The 18,315-nt window shown below is 67.3% G+C and carries 17 protein-coding genes and 3 tRNA genes; 14 read left to right on the top strand and 6 right to left on the bottom strand.

The genetic code is table 11. The features are described 5' to 3' along the window. Window positions 1-2 precede the first annotated feature (2 nt). Window positions 3-1,055 carry a GNAT family N-acetyltransferase gene (locus ACIQC0_RS00725; RefSeq protein WP_400532194.1) on the top strand — a complete coding sequence of 351 codons (1,053 nt, stop codon included), beginning with the start codon at window positions 3-5 and terminating at the stop codon, window positions 1,053-1,055. 94 nt (window positions 1,056-1,149) lie between these two features. Here ACIQC0_RS00725 and ACIQC0_RS00720 read toward each other — a convergent pair whose 3' ends face one another. Together ACIQC0_RS00720 and ACIQC0_RS00715 are read right to left on the bottom strand one after the other, a co-directional pair. Next, window positions 1,150-1,965 (bottom strand): DUF1295 domain-containing protein, encoded by an 816-nt coding sequence (locus ACIQC0_RS00720; protein ID WP_377215430.1) that lies wholly within the window; start codon window positions 1,963-1,965, stop codon window positions 1,150-1,152. Beyond that, window positions 1,962-2,669: an alpha/beta hydrolase gene (locus ACIQC0_RS00715; protein WP_400532193.1), complete on the bottom strand. Its 708-nt coding sequence runs from the start codon at window positions 2,667-2,669 to the stop codon at window positions 1,962-1,964. Before ACIQC0_RS00715 ends, ACIQC0_RS00720 begins: the two co-directional genes overlap by 4 nt. 97 nt (window positions 2,670-2,766) lie before the next feature. On the opposite strand from ACIQC0_RS00715, the gene ACIQC0_RS00710 reads away from it, so the two are divergent. From ACIQC0_RS00710 to ACIQC0_RS00685, 6 genes are all read left to right on the top strand, one after another. Beyond that, complete coding sequence (locus tag ACIQC0_RS00710) at window positions 2,767-4,200, top strand: YibE/F family protein (protein ID WP_400532192.1); 1,434 nt, start codon at window positions 2,767-2,769, stop codon at window positions 4,198-4,200. A 61-nt stretch (window positions 4,201-4,261) separates the two neighbouring features. Next, the gene (gene dusB, locus ACIQC0_RS00705) at window positions 4,262-5,443 is read left to right on the top strand and encodes a tRNA dihydrouridine synthase DusB (RefSeq protein ID WP_377215432.1); all 1,182 of its coding nucleotides are present in this window, start codon (window positions 4,262-4,264) and stop codon (window positions 5,441-5,443) included. Continuing rightward, on the top strand, window positions 5,436-6,737 hold the full coding sequence (locus ACIQC0_RS00700; RefSeq protein WP_400532191.1) for a deoxyguanosinetriphosphate triphosphohydrolase: 1,302 nt from the start codon (window positions 5,436-5,438) through the stop codon (window positions 6,735-6,737). Before dusB ends, ACIQC0_RS00700 begins: the two co-directional genes overlap by 8 nt. 52 nt (window positions 6,738-6,789) lie before the next feature. After that, window positions 6,790-8,703, top strand: a complete 1,914-nt coding sequence (gene dnaG, locus ACIQC0_RS00695) for a DNA primase (protein WP_400532190.1) — start codon at window positions 6,790-6,792, stop codon at window positions 8,701-8,703. A gap of 82 nt (window positions 8,704-8,785) precedes the next feature. Further along, window positions 8,786-8,858 (top strand) — tRNA-Asn (locus tag ACIQC0_RS00690). 146 nt (window positions 8,859-9,004) lie between these two features. After that, window positions 9,005-9,077: transfer RNA gene (locus ACIQC0_RS00685), tRNA-Asn, on the top strand. Between the two features lie 54 nt (window positions 9,078-9,131). Here ACIQC0_RS00685 and ACIQC0_RS00680 read toward each other — a convergent pair. The 3 genes from ACIQC0_RS00680 to ACIQC0_RS00670 form a co-directional block, all read right to left on the bottom strand. Next, on the bottom strand, window positions 9,132-9,539 hold the full coding sequence (locus ACIQC0_RS00680) for a hypothetical protein (protein ID WP_377215435.1): 408 nt from the start codon (window positions 9,537-9,539) through the stop codon (window positions 9,132-9,134). Between the two features lie 71 nt (window positions 9,540-9,610). Then, window positions 9,611-9,826, bottom strand: coding sequence for a hypothetical protein (locus tag ACIQC0_RS00675; RefSeq protein WP_377215436.1), 216 nt, complete (start codon window positions 9,824-9,826; stop codon window positions 9,611-9,613). 28 nt (window positions 9,827-9,854) lie between these two features. Then, the gene (locus ACIQC0_RS00670; protein ID WP_400532189.1) at window positions 9,855-11,078 is read right to left on the bottom strand and encodes a multidrug effflux MFS transporter; all 1,224 of its coding nucleotides are present in this window, start codon (window positions 11,076-11,078) and stop codon (window positions 9,855-9,857) included. A 178-nt stretch (window positions 11,079-11,256) separates the two neighbouring features. Between ACIQC0_RS00670 and ACIQC0_RS00665 the strand changes: the two genes are divergently transcribed. The 6 genes from ACIQC0_RS00665 (at window position 11,257) to ACIQC0_RS00640 (ending at window position 16,490) form a co-directional block, all read left to right on the top strand. Beyond that, window positions 11,257-12,108: a phage holin family protein gene (locus ACIQC0_RS00665; RefSeq protein ID WP_400532188.1), complete on the top strand. Its 852-nt coding sequence runs from the start codon at window positions 11,257-11,259 to the stop codon at window positions 12,106-12,108. Window positions 12,109-12,184: 76 nt separating this feature from the next. Beyond that, window positions 12,185-12,808: a CDP-alcohol phosphatidyltransferase family protein gene (locus ACIQC0_RS00660; RefSeq protein ID WP_400532187.1), complete on the top strand. Its 624-nt coding sequence runs from the start codon at window positions 12,185-12,187 to the stop codon at window positions 12,806-12,808. Then, on the top strand, window positions 12,808-13,716 hold the full coding sequence (locus ACIQC0_RS00655) for a DMT family transporter (protein WP_377215440.1): 909 nt from the start codon (window positions 12,808-12,810) through the stop codon (window positions 13,714-13,716). The genes ACIQC0_RS00660 and ACIQC0_RS00655 overlap by 1 nt, the downstream gene beginning before the upstream one ends. 93 nt (window positions 13,717-13,809) lie before the next feature. After that, window positions 13,810-15,006 carry a glycosyltransferase gene (locus ACIQC0_RS00650; protein ID WP_377215441.1) on the top strand — a complete coding sequence of 399 codons (1,197 nt, stop codon included), beginning with the start codon at window positions 13,810-13,812 and terminating at the stop codon, window positions 15,004-15,006. Window positions 15,007-15,085: 79 nt separating this feature from the next. After that, window positions 15,086-15,159: transfer RNA gene (locus tag ACIQC0_RS00645), tRNA-Ile, on the top strand. A 122-nt stretch (window positions 15,160-15,281) separates the two neighbouring features. Further along, window positions 15,282-16,490 carry an acyl-CoA dehydrogenase family protein gene (locus ACIQC0_RS00640; RefSeq protein WP_400532186.1) on the top strand — a complete coding sequence of 403 codons (1,209 nt, stop codon included), beginning with the start codon at window positions 15,282-15,284 and terminating at the stop codon, window positions 16,488-16,490. Here ACIQC0_RS00640 and ACIQC0_RS00635 read toward each other — a convergent pair. Next, window positions 16,487-16,990, bottom strand: a complete 504-nt coding sequence (locus ACIQC0_RS00635) for a M23 family metallopeptidase (protein ID WP_377215443.1) — start codon at window positions 16,988-16,990, stop codon at window positions 16,487-16,489. The two genes, ACIQC0_RS00640 and ACIQC0_RS00635, sit on opposite strands and share 4 nt — an antisense overlap. Window positions 16,991-17,461: 471 nt before the next feature. Here ACIQC0_RS00635 and rpsB point away from each other — a divergent pair, with 471 nt between their 5' ends. Continuing rightward, window positions 17,462-18,313 (top strand): 30S ribosomal protein S2, encoded by an 852-nt coding sequence (gene rpsB / locus ACIQC0_RS00630; protein ID WP_377215444.1) that lies wholly within the window; start codon window positions 17,462-17,464, stop codon window positions 18,311-18,313. The last annotated feature ends 2 nt before the right edge of the window (window positions 18,314-18,315 follow it).

The following is an 18,315-nucleotide window of genomic DNA, read 5'->3' as shown; positions in this document are numbered from 1 at the left end:
GCATGGCCATCGAATACCGCGAATGGCGTGAGGGCGACGACCTGGCGCTCCTGGAGATCTGGGGTGGCCCGGAGACTGCCCAGGCCCGCCAGTTCCGCAGCGCCCTCGCGGTCTCCTCCGACGGGGGAGCCGGCACCTCCTGGCGCCGCTGCATCGTGGCCGAGGACGTTCTTGACGGCGTCGGCATCCCGGTGGCCGCCGGCGTGGTCTACGAGGCATCCCTGCATCCGGAACGGCTCTGGACCTACATCGAGGTGGCCCGCGACCACCGCCGCTCCGGCATCGGCGCCACGCTGCTGACTATGCTGCGGCGCGAAGCCGGCCACGCGCCGTCGGGCGTTGAAAAGCTCCGCGCCAAGGTGGAGCCCGGCACCCCCGGTGCCGCCTTCGCCGAGGCGTTTGGGCTGGTGCCCATCCAGCGGTCGCGCCTGGTGGTGGTGGAACCTGGCGCGCTGAAGCTTCCGGTGTTCCCGGACGACGGCGGAGCCGCCGGCGGCGAAAACGCCGGATCCGATGTGGTCATGGACCTGGCTACCGGTTCCGTGGAACTGACGGACGTGGTGGGTCGGTACTACTCGTCCATCCACGGCTGGGACTCGCCCGGCGTGCTGTCTGTGGGGCAGGTGCAGAAGCTGTTCCTGGATGAACTGACCGGCGCGCACGGCGCCATCGTGCTCCGGGCCCGGCCGGAATCGGCATTCGGCGCCGGCGTGAAGCCCACCAAAAAGGGCCGCATCCGCGCCTTCGCCGTCAGCTACGCAGCACCGGCGGACCCGGACGCCGCGCCCGGCGTACCAGGCACCGGTGCCGCCGGGACCGAAAACGCCGACGGCAGGGAAACTCCAACGGATGTCTTCGTGGGGCACGAACCCGGGCTCGAGCCGGCTGACGCCGCCGATGCCGTACGGGACATCCTGTCCCTCATCGCGTACCAGCATCCGGTGATGCTGGAACTGGACGATTCGATGGCTGCCCTGCGCGCCGCCGTCGAACCCCTCCTGGACAGCGGCAAGGCCCGCCTGGTCGGGCCCGAAACCCTGGTCGTCGCTGACTAACCCACCCAACTGGGTCGCGCGGAGTGCCGTTTTGACCCCTCAAAACGGCACTTCGCGCTACTTAGTTGGGGCAGGGCAGGCAGGTAGGGCGGGGTCAGGGCCGTTTGGGAGGCCACGGGATGAATCCGCTCGTGGCCTCGACATACTCCCGGTAGCCCGGCCGGCCGGACATGGCCTTCTCCGTCAGCGGCTTGCCGGTCTTCGCAGCCAGCGTCCACACCATCAGGGCGGGGGAGAGGACTGTCAACACTCCCGGCCAGGAGTCCGCCACCACCAGGAACAGTCCGGTCCACACCGCGGCGTCGCCGAAATAGTTGGGGTGCCGCGTATACCGCCACAACCCGTTGTTCAGCACGGTCCCTTTCCGGGCCGGGTCCTTTTTGAACTGCGCCAGCTGCCAGTCGCCCACGGACTCGAACGCAAAGCCCACCAGCCACAGCATGGTGCCGGCTATTGCCAGCCACCCCAGCGGTCCCGTGCTGAACATGCCCACCTGGACGGTGAGGGACACGAAGAACATCACCAGACCCTGCGGCAGGTACACGCGGCGCAGCGCGTAGGCATTGCGGGAACCCGGCGCGCCGGCCAGCAGGTCCCGGTAGCGCGGGTCCTCATGCCCGCCGCGGGCCCGCCAGCCGATATGCAGGCCCAGCCGCAGGCCCCATGCGGCCGTCAAAACCAGCAGCAGGAGCCGCCGGCCGTCGTCGCCATGACTGGCGGACAGCACCCATGCGACCACCGCCACCGCCACGAACCCCGGCCCCCACGCCACGTCCATCACCGAGTGCCGCCCCTGCCGCACCGCCACGGCAAACGTCACCATCAGGAGTACGACGACGGCACCCGCAGTCCAGGGGAGCGCCGCCACAAAGGCGGCCCACGGGAAGGCAGCTACAGGGTATGGGCTCACAGGGTCACCTGGAGCGAGGACTCCGGCAACAGGTCACCGAATGCGGGCGGCGGCGCCACCGGAGCCCCGGTGCTTTCGGCGAAGGACTTCAGCACGAACCCCGTGGTCAACGACTGCCAGAGCCGGACCTTGCGCAGCATGAAGTGTCCGGCGCCCCGGAGCGCCACGTACTGCATGCTGGCGGCCCCGGACGCTGCCCGCTGGGCGAAGGCGAGCGACGCGGCGGGACTCGTCCAGCGGTCCCTGGTGCCGTGCACAATCAGCACCTCCCGGCCGGCCACGCTGGCTGTCGGGCTGGCCGGGCCCAGCCACGGTGCCAGCGCCACGACGGCAACCACCTGTGGGTCGCCGGCGGCGGACAGCGCGGTGAGGCCGCCCATGGAGTGGCCCACCAGGAACACCGGCACGCCCGGATGCTGCTCCCTGATCAGCTGCAATGCCCACCGCGCATCCTGCAGCGGGGACATGTCGGCGCCGTTCCAGCCCCGGACGCTGTTGCGCAGGCTCCAGACGGCCAGCCCGTGCCGCCCCCCGCCGCGGTGCAGATCCCTGGCGAAGGGCATCATCCGGGCCGGGCTGAGATGCCGCGCCTGCACACGCTCCCTGCTCTGGGACTTCCCGCCATGCAGCACCAGGGCCACGCCGCGGACCGGACCCGCGGGTGCCAGGACTTTGAGGACTGCGCCGTTGCTGCTCTGAACCATTCCTGCCGCCTTCCGGCCTGCCGCCCCCGGGCGGGCAGGCCATTTATCAACCCTAAGGTGCCGGCCGTAGAGTTCAAGGTATGAGGTTTCACTGCTGATGGGCGCCGGACACTCCCACGCTGCTACTGACCATTCGGAGCCGACGCCCCAGGCGATGGCTGCCCGCCGGAAGGCCAACCGCATCCTGGCGGCAATCCTGGTTCCGCTGACGCTGCTGACACTCGCGGCCATGGCCATGCTGTGGCCTTCCGGCAGCAAGGAAGGCATCTCGCTGGCCAACCCTTATTCCACGGCCGCCGGCGTCACTTTCGACACCGGCGCCATCCAGCGCGTGGTTACCGAACCGTGCATGCAGGGAGCCGGCCTCCAGGACCCCAGCCAGGCCGGACAGGAAGGAAGCCCGCAGGGCACCGAGCCCGCCGGCTCGGAGTGCACGTTCGCCTACACGGAGCCGGACAGGGGTGGAAGCGCGGTCAAGGTGGTCATCAACCCGGACATCGCCAAGTCCCACGGGGTGGACCCCGGCGACCAGATCCGCTACCTGAATCTTTCGGGCGCCGAGGGCGTCTCGGCGTCGGGATCGCCGGCCTATATCTTTGTGGACTTTGTCCGTACGCTGCCCATCCTCCTGCTGGCGCTGCTCTATGCCGCGGTGGTCATCGCTGTGGCCCGATGGCGCGGCCTGCGCGCGCTGATCGGACTGGTGGGAGCCTACTTCGTGCTGGCCGGCTTCATGCTGCCGGGCCTGGTGGAAGGCAAGCCGCCGCTGCTGCTGGCACTGGTGGGTTCAACGGTGATCATGATCGGGGTCCTCTACTTTGCCCACGGGTTCTCGGCCCGGACGTCCACTGCCCTCCTAGGCACCATTTTCGGACTGGGCATCACCGCGCTCCTGGCCGCATGGGCCACGGGCAGCGCCAACCTGGCCGGAGTGGGCAACCACGAGGCCACCACGTTGATCAACACCTCCGCCAACATCTCCATCTCCGGCGTGATCCTGTGCGGGCTGATCATCTCGGGCCTGGGCGTCCTCAACGACGTCACCATCACACAATCCTCCGCGGTGTGGGAACTTTACGAGCTCGCCCCGTCCAGCAGTGCGCGCAAGCTCTTTACCTCCGCCATGCGGATCGGCCGTGACCACATTGCCTCCACCGTGTACACCATCGCGTTCGCCTACGCCGGTGCCGCACTGCCCATCCTGATCATCGTGATGCTCTACGACCGGCCGCTGGTGGAAACGCTCACCAGCGCCGAACTGTCGGAGGAAGTCATCCGCACGCTGGTGGGGTCCATCGGCCTGGTGCTGGCCATCCCGGTCACCACGCTGATCGCCGTGCTGGTGGTCAAGGCCACCGGTACGGGGGGAGCTGTTCCCGCAGTCGCCGGGCCCGGCCCGCACCACACAGCGGACGACGTCGAGGACACCGGAGCGCTCGCAGCGGCGGCCTTGACGGAGCGCGAGGGAGGGGCGGCCGAAGACACGGAGCTGCCGGAAACCCGGCGCGGACGGCGGGCCCGGCACAGCTGACGGGAGCTGCCGCCGCGACACCCTGCCGCCACGATTTGCCCCGCTTTGCAACAATGGACAGGTGACTGTTGCAGCAACTCCTCCCGCCCCCAGGCTGGAACTCCCGCCCCTGAAGCTGGGTCCCCTGACCGTGGACACCCCGGTGATCCTGGCCCCCATGGCCGGCATCACCAACTCGGCCTTCCGCCGCCTGTGCCGCGAATACGGCGGCGGCATGTACGTCGCCGAGATGGTGACCTCCCGCGCACTGGTGGAGCGCACCCCCGAGTCGCTGCGGATCATCTCCCATGACGGGGACGAGAAAGTCCGTTCGGTACAGCTCTACGGCGTGGATCCCACAACAGTTGGCGCAGCGGTCCGGATGCTCGTGGAAGAGGACCGCGCAGACCACATCGACCTGAACTTCGGCTGCCCCGTACCCAAGGTGACCCGCCGCGGCGGCGGCTCGGCCCTGCCGTGGAAGATCGACCTCTTCACCGCCATCGTGCAGACCGCCGTCAAGGAGGCGGGCAAGGGCAACATCCCGCTCACCATCAAGATGCGCAAGGGTATCGACGACGACCACCTTACGTACCTCGACGCCGGCCGCATCGCGCGCGACTCCGGCGTTGCCGCCGTCGCGCTCCACGGCCGGACCGCGTCGCAGTTCTACTCCGGCCAGGCTGACTGGTCCGCGATCGCCCGCCTCCGCGAGGAACTCCCGGACATCCCGGTACTGGGCAACGGCGACATCTGGTCCGCCGAGGACGCCGTCCGGATGGTCCGCGAAACCGGCGTCGACGGCGTTGTGGTAGGCCGCGGCTGCCAGGGCAGGCCCTGGCTCTTCGGCGACCTGCAGGCCGCGTTCGAAGGCAGCGACCACCGGCACCGGCCCAACCTGGGGCAGGTGGCCGACGGCGTCTACCGCCACGCACAGCTCATGATCGAAACCTTCGGCGGCGACGAGTACAAGGCCCTCCGCGAGATCCGCAAGCACATGGCCTGGTACTTCAAGGGCTACCCCGTGGGCGGAGACCTGCGCGCCAAACTCGCCACGGTGCCCACGCTCGAGGTCCTGCGCTCGCTGCTCGATGAGCTGGACCCGGAGGTGCCCTATCCCGGCATCGACTCCGAGGGCCCCCGCGGCCGCGCCGGTTCCCCGAAAAAGCCCGCCCTGCCCAAGGACTGGCTGGATTCCCGGTCCCTGAACGAGGACCAGTCGCGGGACATCGCCGCGGCGGAACTGGACGTGTCCGGTGGCTGAAACATCCGTGTCGGAGCCGCGCTCGGTACCCCTGTTGTCGGGGTACGGCAGCCATGATTCCGCCCGCTGGGTGGAAGAGCCCGCCAAGAGCACGTACCGGTCGGACTTCGAGCGGGACCGGGCACGTGTCCTGCATTCTTCGGCGCTGCGCCGGCTCGGCGCCAAGACCCAGGTGGTGGCCCCGGACACGGACGACTTTGTCCGCACCCGCCTCACCCACAGCCTGGAGGTCGCACAGGTGGGCCGCGAGCTCGGCCGCACACTGGGCTGCGACCCGGACGTGGTGGACACCGCCTGCCTGAGCCACGACCTCGGCCACCCGCCCTTCGGCCACAACGGCGAATCCGCGCTGAACGAGGTTGCACACTCCATCGGCGGGTTTGAAGGCAACGCCCAGACCCTCCGCCTGCTCACCCGGCTCGAACCCAAGGTGCTCACCGCGGAGGGCGCCCCGGCAGGCCTGAACCTCACCCGCGCCAGCCTGGACGCTGCGGCCAAGTACCCCTGGTCCGCGCTGGACGCCCCGGTCATCCACGGCCAGCGGACCAGCAAGTTCGGCGCCTACGAGGATGACCTGCCCATCTTCAACTGGATCCGGCAGGGCGCTCCCGAGCGCCGGTCGTGCCTGGAAGCACAGGTCATGGACCTGGCCGATGACATCTCCTACTCCGTCCACGACGTGGAGGACGCCATCGTGGCCGGCCACTTCCAGCTGCGCTGGATGGACAACCCGGACCACCGGGCCCGCGTGGTGGGCTACGCCAAACAGTGGTACCTGCCGCACAACGACCCCGCCGCGATCGACGCTGCCCTGGCCCGGCTGGAGGCCACGGACGTTTGGGTCCGGGAGGCGGACGGCAGCCGCAAGTCCATGGCAGCCTTGAAGAACATGACCAGCCAGCTGATCGGCCGGTTCTGCCAAAGCGCGCTGGAGACTACCCGGGCCGTCTACGGCCCCGGCCGGCTGACCCGCTACAACGCCGAGCTCATGGTCCCGGACGAGACCGTCATGGAGATCGCCGTGATGAAGGGCCTGGCCACCACCTTCGTGATGACCACGGACCACCGGCAGCCCATCTACGAACGCCAGCGCGAGGTCCTGCATGCACTGGTCACGGCCCTGAGCGCAACCGGGGATCGGCACCTGGAACCCATGTTCGCCGCGGACTGGCGGGCAGCTGGGGACGACGGCGCGCGCCTGCGCGTAGTCATCGACCAGGTGGCTTCCCTGACGGACGGCTCCGCACTGGCCATGTACGAACGCCTGGTGGGGAGCCTGCCGTCCCTGTGGTGAGCAGGATCATGCCCCGCCCGTTCATGTCGGGCGTCCGCATTAGGATGGCTTTGTGGCCGGCCTGATCAAACGCGAAGACATCGACGAAGTACGGCAGCGCACGGACATCAAGGAAGTCGTTGACGGCTACGTCACGCTCAAAGGCGCCGGGCTGGGCACCTACAAGGGCCTGTGCCCCTTCCATGACGAGCGTTCGCCCTCGTTTACCGTGCGCCCCCAGGTGGGCCGCTACCACTGCTTCGGCTGCGGCGAGGACGGGGACGTCATCTCTTTCGTCCAGAAGCAGGACCACACTTCGTTTCAGGAAGCGGTGGAAAAGCTCGCCGCCCGGATCGGCTACGAGCTGCGGTACGAGGATGGCGGCAGCGGCCCCAGCCGCGAGGAAGTGGGCCGGCGGCAGCGGCTGCTGGACGCCCACAAGATCGCGGACGAGTTCTTCCGCGCCCAGCTGCTCACTCCGGGTGCCGCCGAGGCAAGGAACTTCCTGTTCGGCCGCGGCTTCGACCGTGCCGCCGCGGAGCACTTTGGCTGCGGCTACGCCCCCCAGGGCTGGGATGCCCTGCTCAAGCACCTGCGCGGCCGCGGCTTCACGGACGCCGAACTGAAGCTGACCGGAATGTTTTCCGAAGGCAACAGGGGGATCTACGACCGGTTCCGGGGCCGCCTCATCTGGCCCATCAAGGACATTGCGGGGGACACCATTGGTTTCGGTGCCCGCAAGCTCTACGAGGATGACCAGGGCCCCAAATACCTCAACACCCCGGAGACCACCCTCTACAAGAAGTCGCAGGTGCTGTACGGCATCGACCTCGCCAAGCGCAGCATCGCCAAGGAGCGGCAGTTGGTGGTCGTTGAGGGATACACGGACGTCATGGCGTGCCACCTGGCGGGAATTACGACGGCGGTGGCCACCTGCGGCACCGCGTTCGGCACCGAACACATCAAGATCGCCCGGCGGCTTTTGTCGGACGACGGCACCGGGGGAGAGGTGGTGTTCACCTTCGACGGCGACGCCGCCGGACAAAAAGCGGCCCTCCGCGCATTCGAGGAAGACCAGCGGTTCACCGCGCAGACCTACGTGGCCGTGGAGCCCAGCGGCGCCGATCCCTGCGACCTCCGCCAGAGCAAAGGCGACGAAGCTGTCCACGCCCTGGTGCAGTCCCGCCGGCCGCTCTTCGAGTTCGCGATCCGCACCACGCTCAAGCAGTTCAACCTGGACACCGTGGAAGGGCGCGTACAGGGGCTGAAAGCCTCGGTGCCGGTGGTGGCCGCCATCCGCGACGCCTCCACCCGCACCGGCTACTGCCAGGCGCTCACCGGCTGGCTGGGCATGCCGGACCCCAACGAGGTGCTGCGCCTGGTCACCGCGGCGGTGAAGCGCGGAGACACCGGCCGTCCCGGCGCACCGGGCGCGCCTTCCCCCGCCACCGCGGCGGCCGGTGCACCCGGCGTGGCTGCCGGGCCGTCGTCGGGCGCTGTTCCCTCCTTCCACCGTCCGGACCTACGCGACCCCGTGGCCTCCATGGAACGCCAGGCGCTGGAGGTTGCGTTGCAGCAGCCGGCGCTGCTGGCCGGGCCTCCGTGGGAGCGGTTCGAGGCGGCGCGGTTCGCCACGCCTGCGTTCCAGGCGGTGCATGACGCCATGCGGGCCACCGGACCAGGGCTGACGGGGGACCCTGTCCGCTGGGTGGAGCACGTGATGGAGGAGGTGCCGGAGCCGCTGCGCCCGCTGGTGTCCGAGCTCTCCGTGGTCCCGCTGCCTGCCAGCACCGAAGAGGCCGTGCAGAAGTACTGCAGGGACATCCTGGCACGGCTTTTCGAACTGCAAATCACCCGGGTCAAGGCGGACAAGATGGGTCAGTTGCAGCGGCTGGACCCGGTGGCGGACCCCGACACCTACCAGCGGCTCAACCGTGAGCTGATGATGCTGGAGATGGAACGCCGTTCGCTGCGGTCGGAGGCATAGCGGCCGGCTGTGGCCTTGGGCACAACGGCGGCCCCGATTTTCTTTCCGGGCCCGGTGTTTGCTAGGCTGGTACCCGCTTCATTCCTCCTTAGCTCAATTGGCAGAGCATTCGACTGTTAATCGAAGGGTTGCTGGTTCAAGTCCAGCAGGAGGAGCTTCCAATCCCCGTTCCGGTCTCCGGAGCGGGGATTTTTTGTCTCTGGCGACAACCGGAAATCCGCGGTCCGGAGCCCGGTGCGGGCACTGCCGGAGCCGATTTCGTTTTCTCCCGGAACCTTTGCTAATGTCATACCTGCTTCATTCCTCCTTAGCTCAATTGGCAGAGCATTCGACTGTTAATCGAAGGGTTGCTGGTTCAAGTCCAGCAGGAGGAGCAATCCCGGAAGATCCCCGTCCCTCCCTGCGGAGTGGCGGGGATTTTGCGTTCCTCAGACAAAATCCATTTCCACCTGGAGGAACCTTTCGGCCTCGGCGATGGCGGCCGTGAACGCCTCATGCCCGGTGGGGGAGATGCGGGGCTGGCGGGGGTTCCATTCATGGGGCGCCGAGTGCACGTGCACCACCCCGCCGCCGGGCGGGGCGTAGAAGATGCCGAAGCGCTGCACGGGCCATTCGGGCGACGTTTCCGGCGCCACCAGCAGCGCGGCGTCAAAGGCAGGATTGAACCATTGGGCGATGGGCCGGCGCCGGTCTTCGGCAAAGAGCCCTGCGGCGTAGAGCGCCGCCGACTGCGGACCGGCACTGGCGCAGAGCCGGTCCCACCACAGGGGGAGGATGCGGGCGTCGCACCGCTGCCATGTGGCTGGAATCCGGGGCTGGTCCTGCCGGTGGGGCACAGCCCTATTTTATCGCGGCACTCCCGTCAGGGGCAGGTGCTTCCCGGCTGCCGATGCCGCTGCGGCCCGTGTCAGGGTCGGTTCCACGGGCCGGGGTTAACCCGGTAGAGCAGCGCTGACCCTGCCACCATTCCCAGCGCCATACCCAGGGCCGGGTTGCCGGATGCGCGCCCCGCAAAATAGCCGGCGACGGCGCCCAGCACCGCGCCGAGGAACAGTCCCCTCCGGTTGCGGTGCGGCCTGCGGCGGTTTCGGGGGTTCCCGGCAGTATCTTTTTCGCGGCTCATGGGCATAGTCCTTCCTGAGGCGGGGTGCCTAGTGGATCGAGGGAACGGTGCGGGGCCGGACCACGAGCCACAGTGCCGCCATGGCCAGCAGAATGCAGGCGGCCTGCACGCCCCCCATGGGGGTGGCGCTGTCGATGCCCAGCCAGCCGACTATCGGCGAGATGAGGCCCGCGGTGGTGAATGTGGCAGCGCCCAGCAGCGACGCCGCAGTGCCGGCCTGTCCCGGGTGGCCCGCCAGGGCCAGCACCTGGACACAGGGGAACAGGAACCCGGTCCCGAAGATGTAGAGCCACAACGGCACCATGACGCCCCACAGGCCCATGTCCAGCTGGTCGAAGGCCACGATCAGGCAGGCGTTGACGAACATCCAGGCGGTGGCGCCGGCGATGATCCACTGCGGCGGCACCCTCTTGATCAGCCGTGCACTGGTCTGCACACCGGCCACGATGCCCAGCGAGTTGATGCCGAAGAGGTACCCGTACTGCTGTGCGGAGAAGCCGAAGACATCCTGGAAGAGGAACGGCGACGCGGACAGGTACGTGAAGAGGCCGCCGAAGTTCAGTCCGCCCACCATGAGCAGGCCCACGAAGATCCGGTCGCTGAAGAGAGCCTGGTAACGCTGTTTTACCGTCATCCCGGACTGGCCGCGCCGCTCCGGCGGAAGCGTCTCGCGGACCAGGAAGAGCGTAGCGACGATGACCACCGCGCCATACGAGGCCAGGAACACGAAGATTCCCGGCCATTCCATCACCAGGAGCAGCTGGGAGCCGATCACCGGTGCAAGGATGGGGGCCAACCCGTTCACCAGGGCCATGCGGGAGAACATCCGCACCATCGCGTACCCGGAAAAAAGGTCGCGGACCATCGCCATGGCCACCACGCCGCCGCCTGCTGCGCCCACGCCCATCAGCACGCGGAAGATCCCCAGTGTGGTGATGTCCGTGGCCAGGGCCGCACCCAGCGACGTTGCGATATGCAGGGCCGTGGCGAGGATCAGCGGGGTCCGGCGGCCAAACTTGTCGCTGAAGGGACCCACCACCAGCTGCCCGAACGCGAAGCCCAAGGTGGTTCCGGCGAGGGTCAGCTGGACCTGGGCTTCGGTCACGTCCAGGCTCGCTTCGAGGGCGGGGAAAGCCGGGAGGTAGAGGTCGATGGTGAATGGCCCCAATGCCGTCAATGCGCCCAGGAGCAGGATGTACAGGAGCTTCCGGCGCCGGCTGAGCTGGTCGCCCGGATTGGAGGGAGTGGTCACGGATACCAATCCTAGGCCCGGGACCCATCGGATCAGCCGAGCCGGGGGCCACGCCGCCCGGACCGCCCGGAAGGACGCCGCGGGCCTGAATGATAGTTTTGGGATCGGGGACGGTGCACGGACACCCTCCCGCGGAATACGGAAGCCGAATCGACCCATAACCAGACAGGCGGAACCGATGAGCGGACGTCATAGCGGCCAGGCCGGCAGGGGGGTGCGCATCACCGCGCTGCCCCGCACCGCCAAACTCCTCTTCCGGCTGGCGCCACGCCAGCTGAACGACGAGATCGCCTTTGCCAAGGCGGAAGTCAAGCGCAAGGGTATCCAGGTGGGCGTGGCGGCCGCGTTCTTCGCCGTCGCACTCGTCTTCCTGTGCTTCCTGACCGTCGGCCTCATTGTCGCAGCCATTATGGGACTTGCAACGCTGATGCCCGCCTGGCTTGCCGCGCTGATCGTCTCCGCTGCGTTCCTGCTCATTGCGCTCATCGGTGCGCTGGTGGGCCTCGGAAAGTTCAAGAAGGCCATGCCCCTGCTTCCTGAAGAAGCCATCCGGGGGCTGAAGCATGACCTCGGCGTGGCCAGGGAAGGCTCCGCGTACAACCCCGCCGTCCTGGATCCCAAGAGCCCCGAAGCCAAGGCCGCGAAGGCAGCCAAGGACGAAGCGGCCGCCAAGGAAAAGGCCGCTAAGGCCGCCAAAGCCGCCGAGCATGACCGCGAGTTCCCGCAGGCATCCGGACCCGAACTTGCCCGCCGCCTTGACCAGCGCCGCCACCACCTCACCGAGGTCCGCGACGACTTGGGTGCCGAACTGGACGTGAAGAAACAGTCCCGGTACCTTGCCGCAGCCGCCAGGGAGAAGCTGGAGGCTGCCCAGGCTGCAGCTACCCGGAAGAAGGCCTCCATGGCAGGAGGCCAGAGCGCCGGGGCCGCGGGCGGCGGCCTGGCCGCACGCTGGAAGCCGCTGGCCGCCATGGCGGCTGCCGGAGCCATCCTGGTGGTGCTCCTTCGGAAGCTTATCCGCACCTACTGACGCAGGCCTCCGGGCCGCACAAGAACGCAGGCGGCCAGGCCGCCGCCACGACTGGCAGGAAGGAAAGGGACCCGGGGTGAAATTCATTGGAGCCGGTTCCCGGCCCGGCCGCTCCCAGATAGACCACGACTCCGTGTTCACCATTCCCAACCTGCTGACGGTCGTCCGCTTCATGGGTGTGCCGCTGTTTATTTGGCTGGTCCTGGGCAGGCAGCAATATGCCGCCGGCGTCATCGTCCTGGCCATCATGGCCTCCACTGACTGGATAGACGGCTACATTGCACGGCGCTTCGACCAGGCGTCGAAGCTGGGACGGGTGCTGGACCCCATCGCCGACCGGCTTGCCATGATCGCGGTGGCCATCACCCTGGTGATTGCCGGCGTCGTCCATTGGCTTTACCTCGCTGCACTGGTGATCCCTGACGCCGTGCTCCTGGTGCTTTCGCTCTCGCTCTTCCACGGCCACCCCGACCTGCCGGTCAGCGTCGTGGGCAAGGTCCGCACGGGGCTCCTCCTGCTCGGCATGCCGCTGCTGGTGCTTTCACGGCTGGACACCCCGGTGTCCGGGCCCGCGTACGTGGCCGCGTGGGTGGTCCTGGGGCTGGGCCTCGTGGGCCACTGGGTTGCGGCCTACAACTATTTCTGGGCCATGCTGCGCAAGGGCGGACTGCAGCCAACGGACGACGGCGGGGCCTCCTGATGGTGTGGTTCGCCGTTCTGCTCGCGGTGCTTGGGGCGTTCTGCCTGGCGCTGGGGGCGCAGCGCCAGGGAAGTGCGGTCAAGGCAGACACCGGCGGACTTGCGCTGAGCTCGAACGGATTTCTGCGGCTGCTGCGAAACCCGCGCTGGGTGTTTGGCCTGCTGCTGCTCGGCGCCGGCATGGCCATGAATGCCGTGGCACTGGTCTCCGCCCCGCTCACCGTGGTGCAGCCCATCGGCGCGATTGCTCTGGTCATCACCACCATCGTGAATGCCCGGGACCAGGACATCAGCATCAACCGCGCCACCGTCGTCGCGATCGCCGCCTGCGTGACGGGGTCGGCGCTCTTTGTCCTGCTGGCCGTGACGGTCACACAGGAGAACCATCACGTCAGCCTTAGTGATGAACTCACCATCGACCTGCTGCTTGCCCTGGCGGTGGGGGTCTTCGGCTCCCTGGCGGTCATGTTCCGGCACCGGATGAATGCCTTCGTCTACATCCTGGGCGCCGGCGTGCTGTTCGGCTTCGTCGCGGTCCTCACCCGGATCATCGGCAAGCACCTGCTGGACCCGAACGGCCTGTTCCTGCTGAACGTGCAGTGGTATTCGGTGGTGGCCATCATCGCCGCCGGAGCCCTGGGCTCCTGGTTCGTGCAGAGCGCGTACGCGACCGGCCCGCCGGACCTGGTAATCGCCGGACTGACCGTGGTTGACCCCATTGTGGGGATCGCGATCGGTATCGCCATCCTCGGCGAGCTGCGCCCGGACGTCCACGCCGTCATGGCCATTGCCATGGGAACGGCTGCATCCCTTGCTATCGTTGGGGTCGTCGCCCTCTCCAGGCACCATCCCGAGGTCACCAAGCGGAAGAAGGACGCGCGGAAGACCGCGGGCAGGGCGTCCCATTAGCAGTGCAATCCACGCAGCCGGGCGCCATCATGCCGCGGCCAACCGTGCTGTCAGTCCATGCTGTCCGCACCGTGACCATCAGGAGTTTTCCCCGTGACCACGCCAGCCGACCAGCGTCCCCTGACCATCCTGATCGCCGCGGACACGTATCCGCCCCATATCAACGGGGCCGCCCAGTTCGGGTATCGGCTGGCCAAGGGGATGACCGGCCGCGGACATGACGTCCATGTGCTGGCGTGCCGGGCCGATAACGGCGCAAGCTTTACCGAGTTCCGGTCCGAAGCTGCGGTTCACCGGCTCAGGTCGCACGGCGTCCCCACCCACGAATACTTCAGGATCTGCTTTCCCTGGGAGATCAAGAAGGAAATCAGCCTGCTCTTCGACCGGATCAAGCCGGATGTCGTACACATCCAGAGCCACTACATGATCGGCGAGCACGTCCTGTACGAAGCCGTGAAGCGCGGCGTGCGGGTAGTGGCCACCAACCACTTCATGCCCGAAAACCTGAACCCGTTCCTGCCGTTCCCGCAGTGGTTCAAGGACATCATCGGGCGCATTTCCTGGAAGGACATGGGCAAGGTCATGGGGCAGGCGGACGTGGTCACCACGCCCACGCCGCTGGCCGCCAAGGCAATGCACGACCACGCGTTCCTGCGGAAGGTCCTGCCGCTGTCCAACGGTATCGATTCCGCTGCGTACGAACTCCGGGCCGGTGAGGTGATTGAGCCGCATCCGAGCCCCACCGTGATGTTCGCGGGCCGGCTGGCAGAGGAAAAGCACGTGGACGTGCTGATCGACGCCATCGCCAAGACACCGGCGGAACTCGACGTGCACCTTGAGATCGTGGGCGGCGGCGAGGTGCGGCCTGCCCTCGAGGAACAGGTAGCCCGGCTGGGGCTCGGCGGCAGGGTCCGGTTCCTTGGACTGGCCAGCGACGAGGACCTCCGCGCCGCCTACATCCGCGCGGACCTGTTCTGCATGCCCGGAACGGCCGAGCTTCAGTCCCTGGTCACCCTGGAAGCCATGTCCGCTTCGACACCGGTGGTCCTGGCGGATGCCATGGCGCTGCCGCACCTGGTCCGCGACGGCGAAAATGGCTACCTCTTCACACCGAACGACAGCGACGACCTTGCCGGGAAGATCACTCGGATCCTCCAGCTCCCGGTGGACCAGCGCGCCGCCATGGGCCGGGCCAGCCGCAAAATGGTGGAACCGCACAGCATCCAGGGCACCCTCCAAACGTTTGAGGACCTGTACCGGGGCGCCGGGTTCGAGGACAAGGTGGTCTGAGCGCATTCCAGCATTTGCTAGAGTGTTTTTGCCCTCCCGGACAGGTGTCCCTTACCCGGACACGCACTGCGGGGGGCAGGGGGCTATAGCTCAGCTGGTTAGAGCGCGGGACTCATAATCCTAAGGTCCTCGGTTCAAGTCCGAGTAGCCCTACAGGTGCAGGAAGCCGCGGCCAACGATCAAACGTTGGCCGCGGCTTCCTTTGTTAATGCGCGCGGATGCGGTATGTTACTCACCAGTAACTTAGATGCCCACCACACCCTTGCGAGGTAGCCATGTCCGCTGTGTCCACTCCTGCTGCAACCCCCGGCGAGGCTCCGGCCCTGCCTTACGCTGACGGTGACTTTTACGCCTTCGAGCAGCTCCTGACGGACAAGGAGCGGGACCGCCTCGCGGAGGTCCGCACGTTCCTGGACCGCGAAGTGAAGCCGATCGCCACGGATTTCTGGAACCGGGCCGAATTCCCGATGGACCTCATTCCCAAGCTGGCCCAGGTCGACCTGGTGAGCCCGGTGCGCCGGCAGGGCTACTCCACGCTCTTCGCGGGCCTGCTGCACGCCGAAGTAACCCGCGCCGACGCCTCGATCGCCACCTTCCTGGGCGTCCATGACGGCCTCTTTACCGGTTCCATCGAGGCGCTGGCCTCCACGGAACAGCAGGAAGCCTGGCTGCCGGACATCTACTCCCTGCGGAAAACCGGTGCCTTCGGACTGACGGAACCGCTGGGCGGCAGCGACGTTGCCGGCGGCACGCGCACCACGGCCCGGCGTGACGGGGACACTTGGATCCTCAACGGCGCCAAGCGCTGGATCGGAAACGCGACGTTCGCAGACTGGGTCGTCGTGTTCGCGCGCGATGTGGCCGACAACCAGGTCAAGGGCTTCCTGGTGGACACTTCCCTGCCGGGGTTCCGGGCCGCGAAAATCGAAAACAAGATCTCGCTCCGCACCGTCCAGAATGCCGACATCACGCTGGAAGACGTGGTGGTCCCGGACTTCTTCAAGCTGGCCCATGCCAACAGTTTCAAGGACGTCAACAGGGTGCTCAAGGTAACCCGGCTTGCCGTAGCCTGGCAGGCTGTCGGCCTGCAGCTTGCCACGTTCGACGTCGCCCGCCGGTATGCCGTGGAGCGTCACCAGTTCGGCAAGCCGCTGGCCTCCTACCAGCTGGTCCAGGGGCAGCTGGTCCAGATTCTGGGAAACGCGGTCAGCTCCATGGGCATGATGGTGCGGCTCTCGCAGCTGGAGGCTGACGGCCAGGCCAGGGATGAGCAGTCCGCCCTGGCCAAGGCATTCACCACTGCCCGGATGCGCGAGAGCGCAGCCCTGGGCCGGAGCCTGCTCGGGGGTAACGGCATTGTTACCGACTTTGGCATGGCCAAGATCTTCGCTGACGCCGAAGCCATCTACTCCTACGAGGGGACCCATGAAATCAACACCCTGGTGGCGGGCCGCAGCGTCACCGGGATCTCGGCCATCGTCTAGCCGGTCCCGAGCGGCAGCAGGACGGACGGGCGCAGGTCCATGACGAATTTCAGCGGGTTGACGTAGTCCCCGTCCTCGCGCACGCCCCAATGGACGCAGGGAGCGGCGCAGTGCCCGGTTCCAAGGATGCCCACCGACTGGCCCGCCTCCACGTGCGTCCCCTTGCTGAGCGTGCTCTCCACCGGCTCGAAGCTGCTCCGGAGTCCATTGCCGTGGTCGATGGTCAGGACGGGGCGGTCAACCACGGTCCCCACGAAACTGACCGTACCGTCGGCAGGCGAGATGACCTGTGCGCCGTCGTCCACTGCTCCAAGATCAACGCCCCGGTGGCCGCTCAGCCATGGCTGCGGCGGCGGGTCGAAGCCCCGTAGGACAGGCGGGCGGGGCTGCAGCGGCCACTGCCAGGTGGGGCCCGCCGCCAGCGGGCCGGACACAGGGCCCGGGGCGACGGAAACCGGCAGGGGCAGGAGCAGCGCGGCAAGGATCGCCATGGTCTTCATCTGCCCAGCATGTGGCGGCCGCCCGCCGGTGCGGCAGGGGTGTGCCGCTCTATGTGGAAAAGCCGGCAGCCCCGTGCCTCGCGGGGGAGTCCAGGCCGCGTGAGCCGTCCCCCCGGAGCGGGCGGCTGTAGTACACTTGGGGGAGCAGTTTGCTGCGCCCTCAACGCTTCCCGTTCCGGTGGATTATTCCAGCGGAATTTTTCCCTGTCCGGGCAGCGTCAGCACATCTCATTCAGGAGTGTGGGGGAGCGGTGGCTGACTACGCGTATCCAGCCCTTCACAACAGAAGCCCCAAACTTCAGCTGTGAAGGACTGCGCCTCCTGCGGTCCGGGCCTTGCGGCACGGATGGGAAGCGCGGTGGATGCCAGGAGCACGGCCCGTCCGGGCCACGCTAAACCAACCGTCAACTATTGGCAGGGTAAGAAGCCTCGGGGCTCTCTCATGAATGACCTGCCGGAAGGAGCGTCGGCATGCCCGTCGTAACCATGCGCCAGCTGCTTGACAGCGGCGTCCACTTTGGACACCAGACCCGCCGTTGGAACCCGAAGATGAAGCGCTTCATCTTCACCGAGCGCAACGGCATCTACATCATCGACCTGCAGCAGTCGCTGTCCTACATCGACCGCGCCTACGAGTTCGTCAAGGCCACTGTTGCCCACGGCGGCACCGTGCTCTTCGTCGGCACCAAGAAGCAGGCCCAGGAAGCAATTGCCGAGCAGGCAACCCGCGTTGGCCAGCCCTACGTGAACCAGCGCTGGCTCGGCGGTATGCTCACCAACTTCCAGACCGTCGCCAAGCGTATCCAGCGCATGAAGGAACTCGAAGAGATCGACTTCGATGACGTCGCCGGTTCCGCCTACACCAAGAAGGAGCTGCTGCTCCTCAAGCGCGAGCTCACCAAGCTGGAAGCCAACCTCGGCGGTATCCGCAACCTGACAAAGGCTCCGTCCCTGCTCTGGGTCGTGGACACCAAGAAGGAACACCTCGCCGTTGACGAGGCCAAGAAGCTGAACATCCCGGTTGTGGCCATCCTGGACACCAACTGCGATCCTGACGAAGTCGACTTCCCGATCCCGGGCAACGACGACGCCATCCGCTCCGTGAACCTCCTGACCCGCGTTGTTGCCGACGCCGTTGCAGAGGGCCTGATCGCCCGCAACAACCGCGGCACGGGCGCTACCGAAGCTCCGGAAGAGCCGCTGGCCGAGTGGGAGCGCGAGCTCCTCGAAGGTAACAAGGCCGAAGAAGCCGCTGCTGCTCCCGCCGCTCCGGCAGAAGAAGCTCCGGCTGCTGCCGAAGCTCCGGCCGAAGACGCCAAGTAACA

This window comes from Pseudarthrobacter sp. NPDC092419, assembly GCF_044755045.1.
Taxonomy (GTDB): domain Bacteria; phylum Actinomycetota; class Actinomycetes; order Actinomycetales; family Micrococcaceae; genus Arthrobacter.
Note: the sequence above shows the minus strand (reverse complement) of the source record. Positions and strands in the feature narration are given on the sequence as shown.

Coding starts and splice junctions, on each gene's coding strand:
- ACIQC0_RS00725 (WP_400532194.1), top strand. CDS start 3: ATGGCCATCGAATACCGCGAATGGCGTGAGGGCGACGACCTGGCGCTC.
- ACIQC0_RS00715 (WP_400532193.1), bottom strand. CDS start 2,669: ATGGTTCAGAGCAGCAACGGCGCAGTCCTCAAAGTCCTGGCACCCGCG.
- ACIQC0_RS00710 (WP_400532192.1), top strand. CDS start 2,767: ATGGGCGCCGGACACTCCCACGCTGCTACTGACCATTCGGAGCCGACG.
- ACIQC0_RS00675 (WP_377215436.1), bottom strand. CDS start 9,826: ATGAGCCGCGAAAAAGATACTGCCGGGAACCCCCGAAACCGCCGCAGG.
- ACIQC0_RS00665 (WP_400532188.1), top strand. CDS start 11,257: ATGAGCGGACGTCATAGCGGCCAGGCCGGCAGGGGGGTGCGCATCACC.
- ACIQC0_RS00655 (WP_377215440.1), top strand. CDS start 12,808: ATGGTGTGGTTCGCCGTTCTGCTCGCGGTGCTTGGGGCGTTCTGCCTG.
- ACIQC0_RS00640 (WP_400532186.1), top strand. CDS start 15,282: ATGTCCGCTGTGTCCACTCCTGCTGCAACCCCCGGCGAGGCTCCGGCC.
- ACIQC0_RS00635 (WP_377215443.1), bottom strand. CDS start 16,990: ATGAAGACCATGGCGATCCTTGCCGCGCTGCTCCTGCCCCTGCCGGTT.
- rpsB (WP_377215444.1), top strand. CDS start 17,462: ATGCCCGTCGTAACCATGCGCCAGCTGCTTGACAGCGGCGTCCACTTT.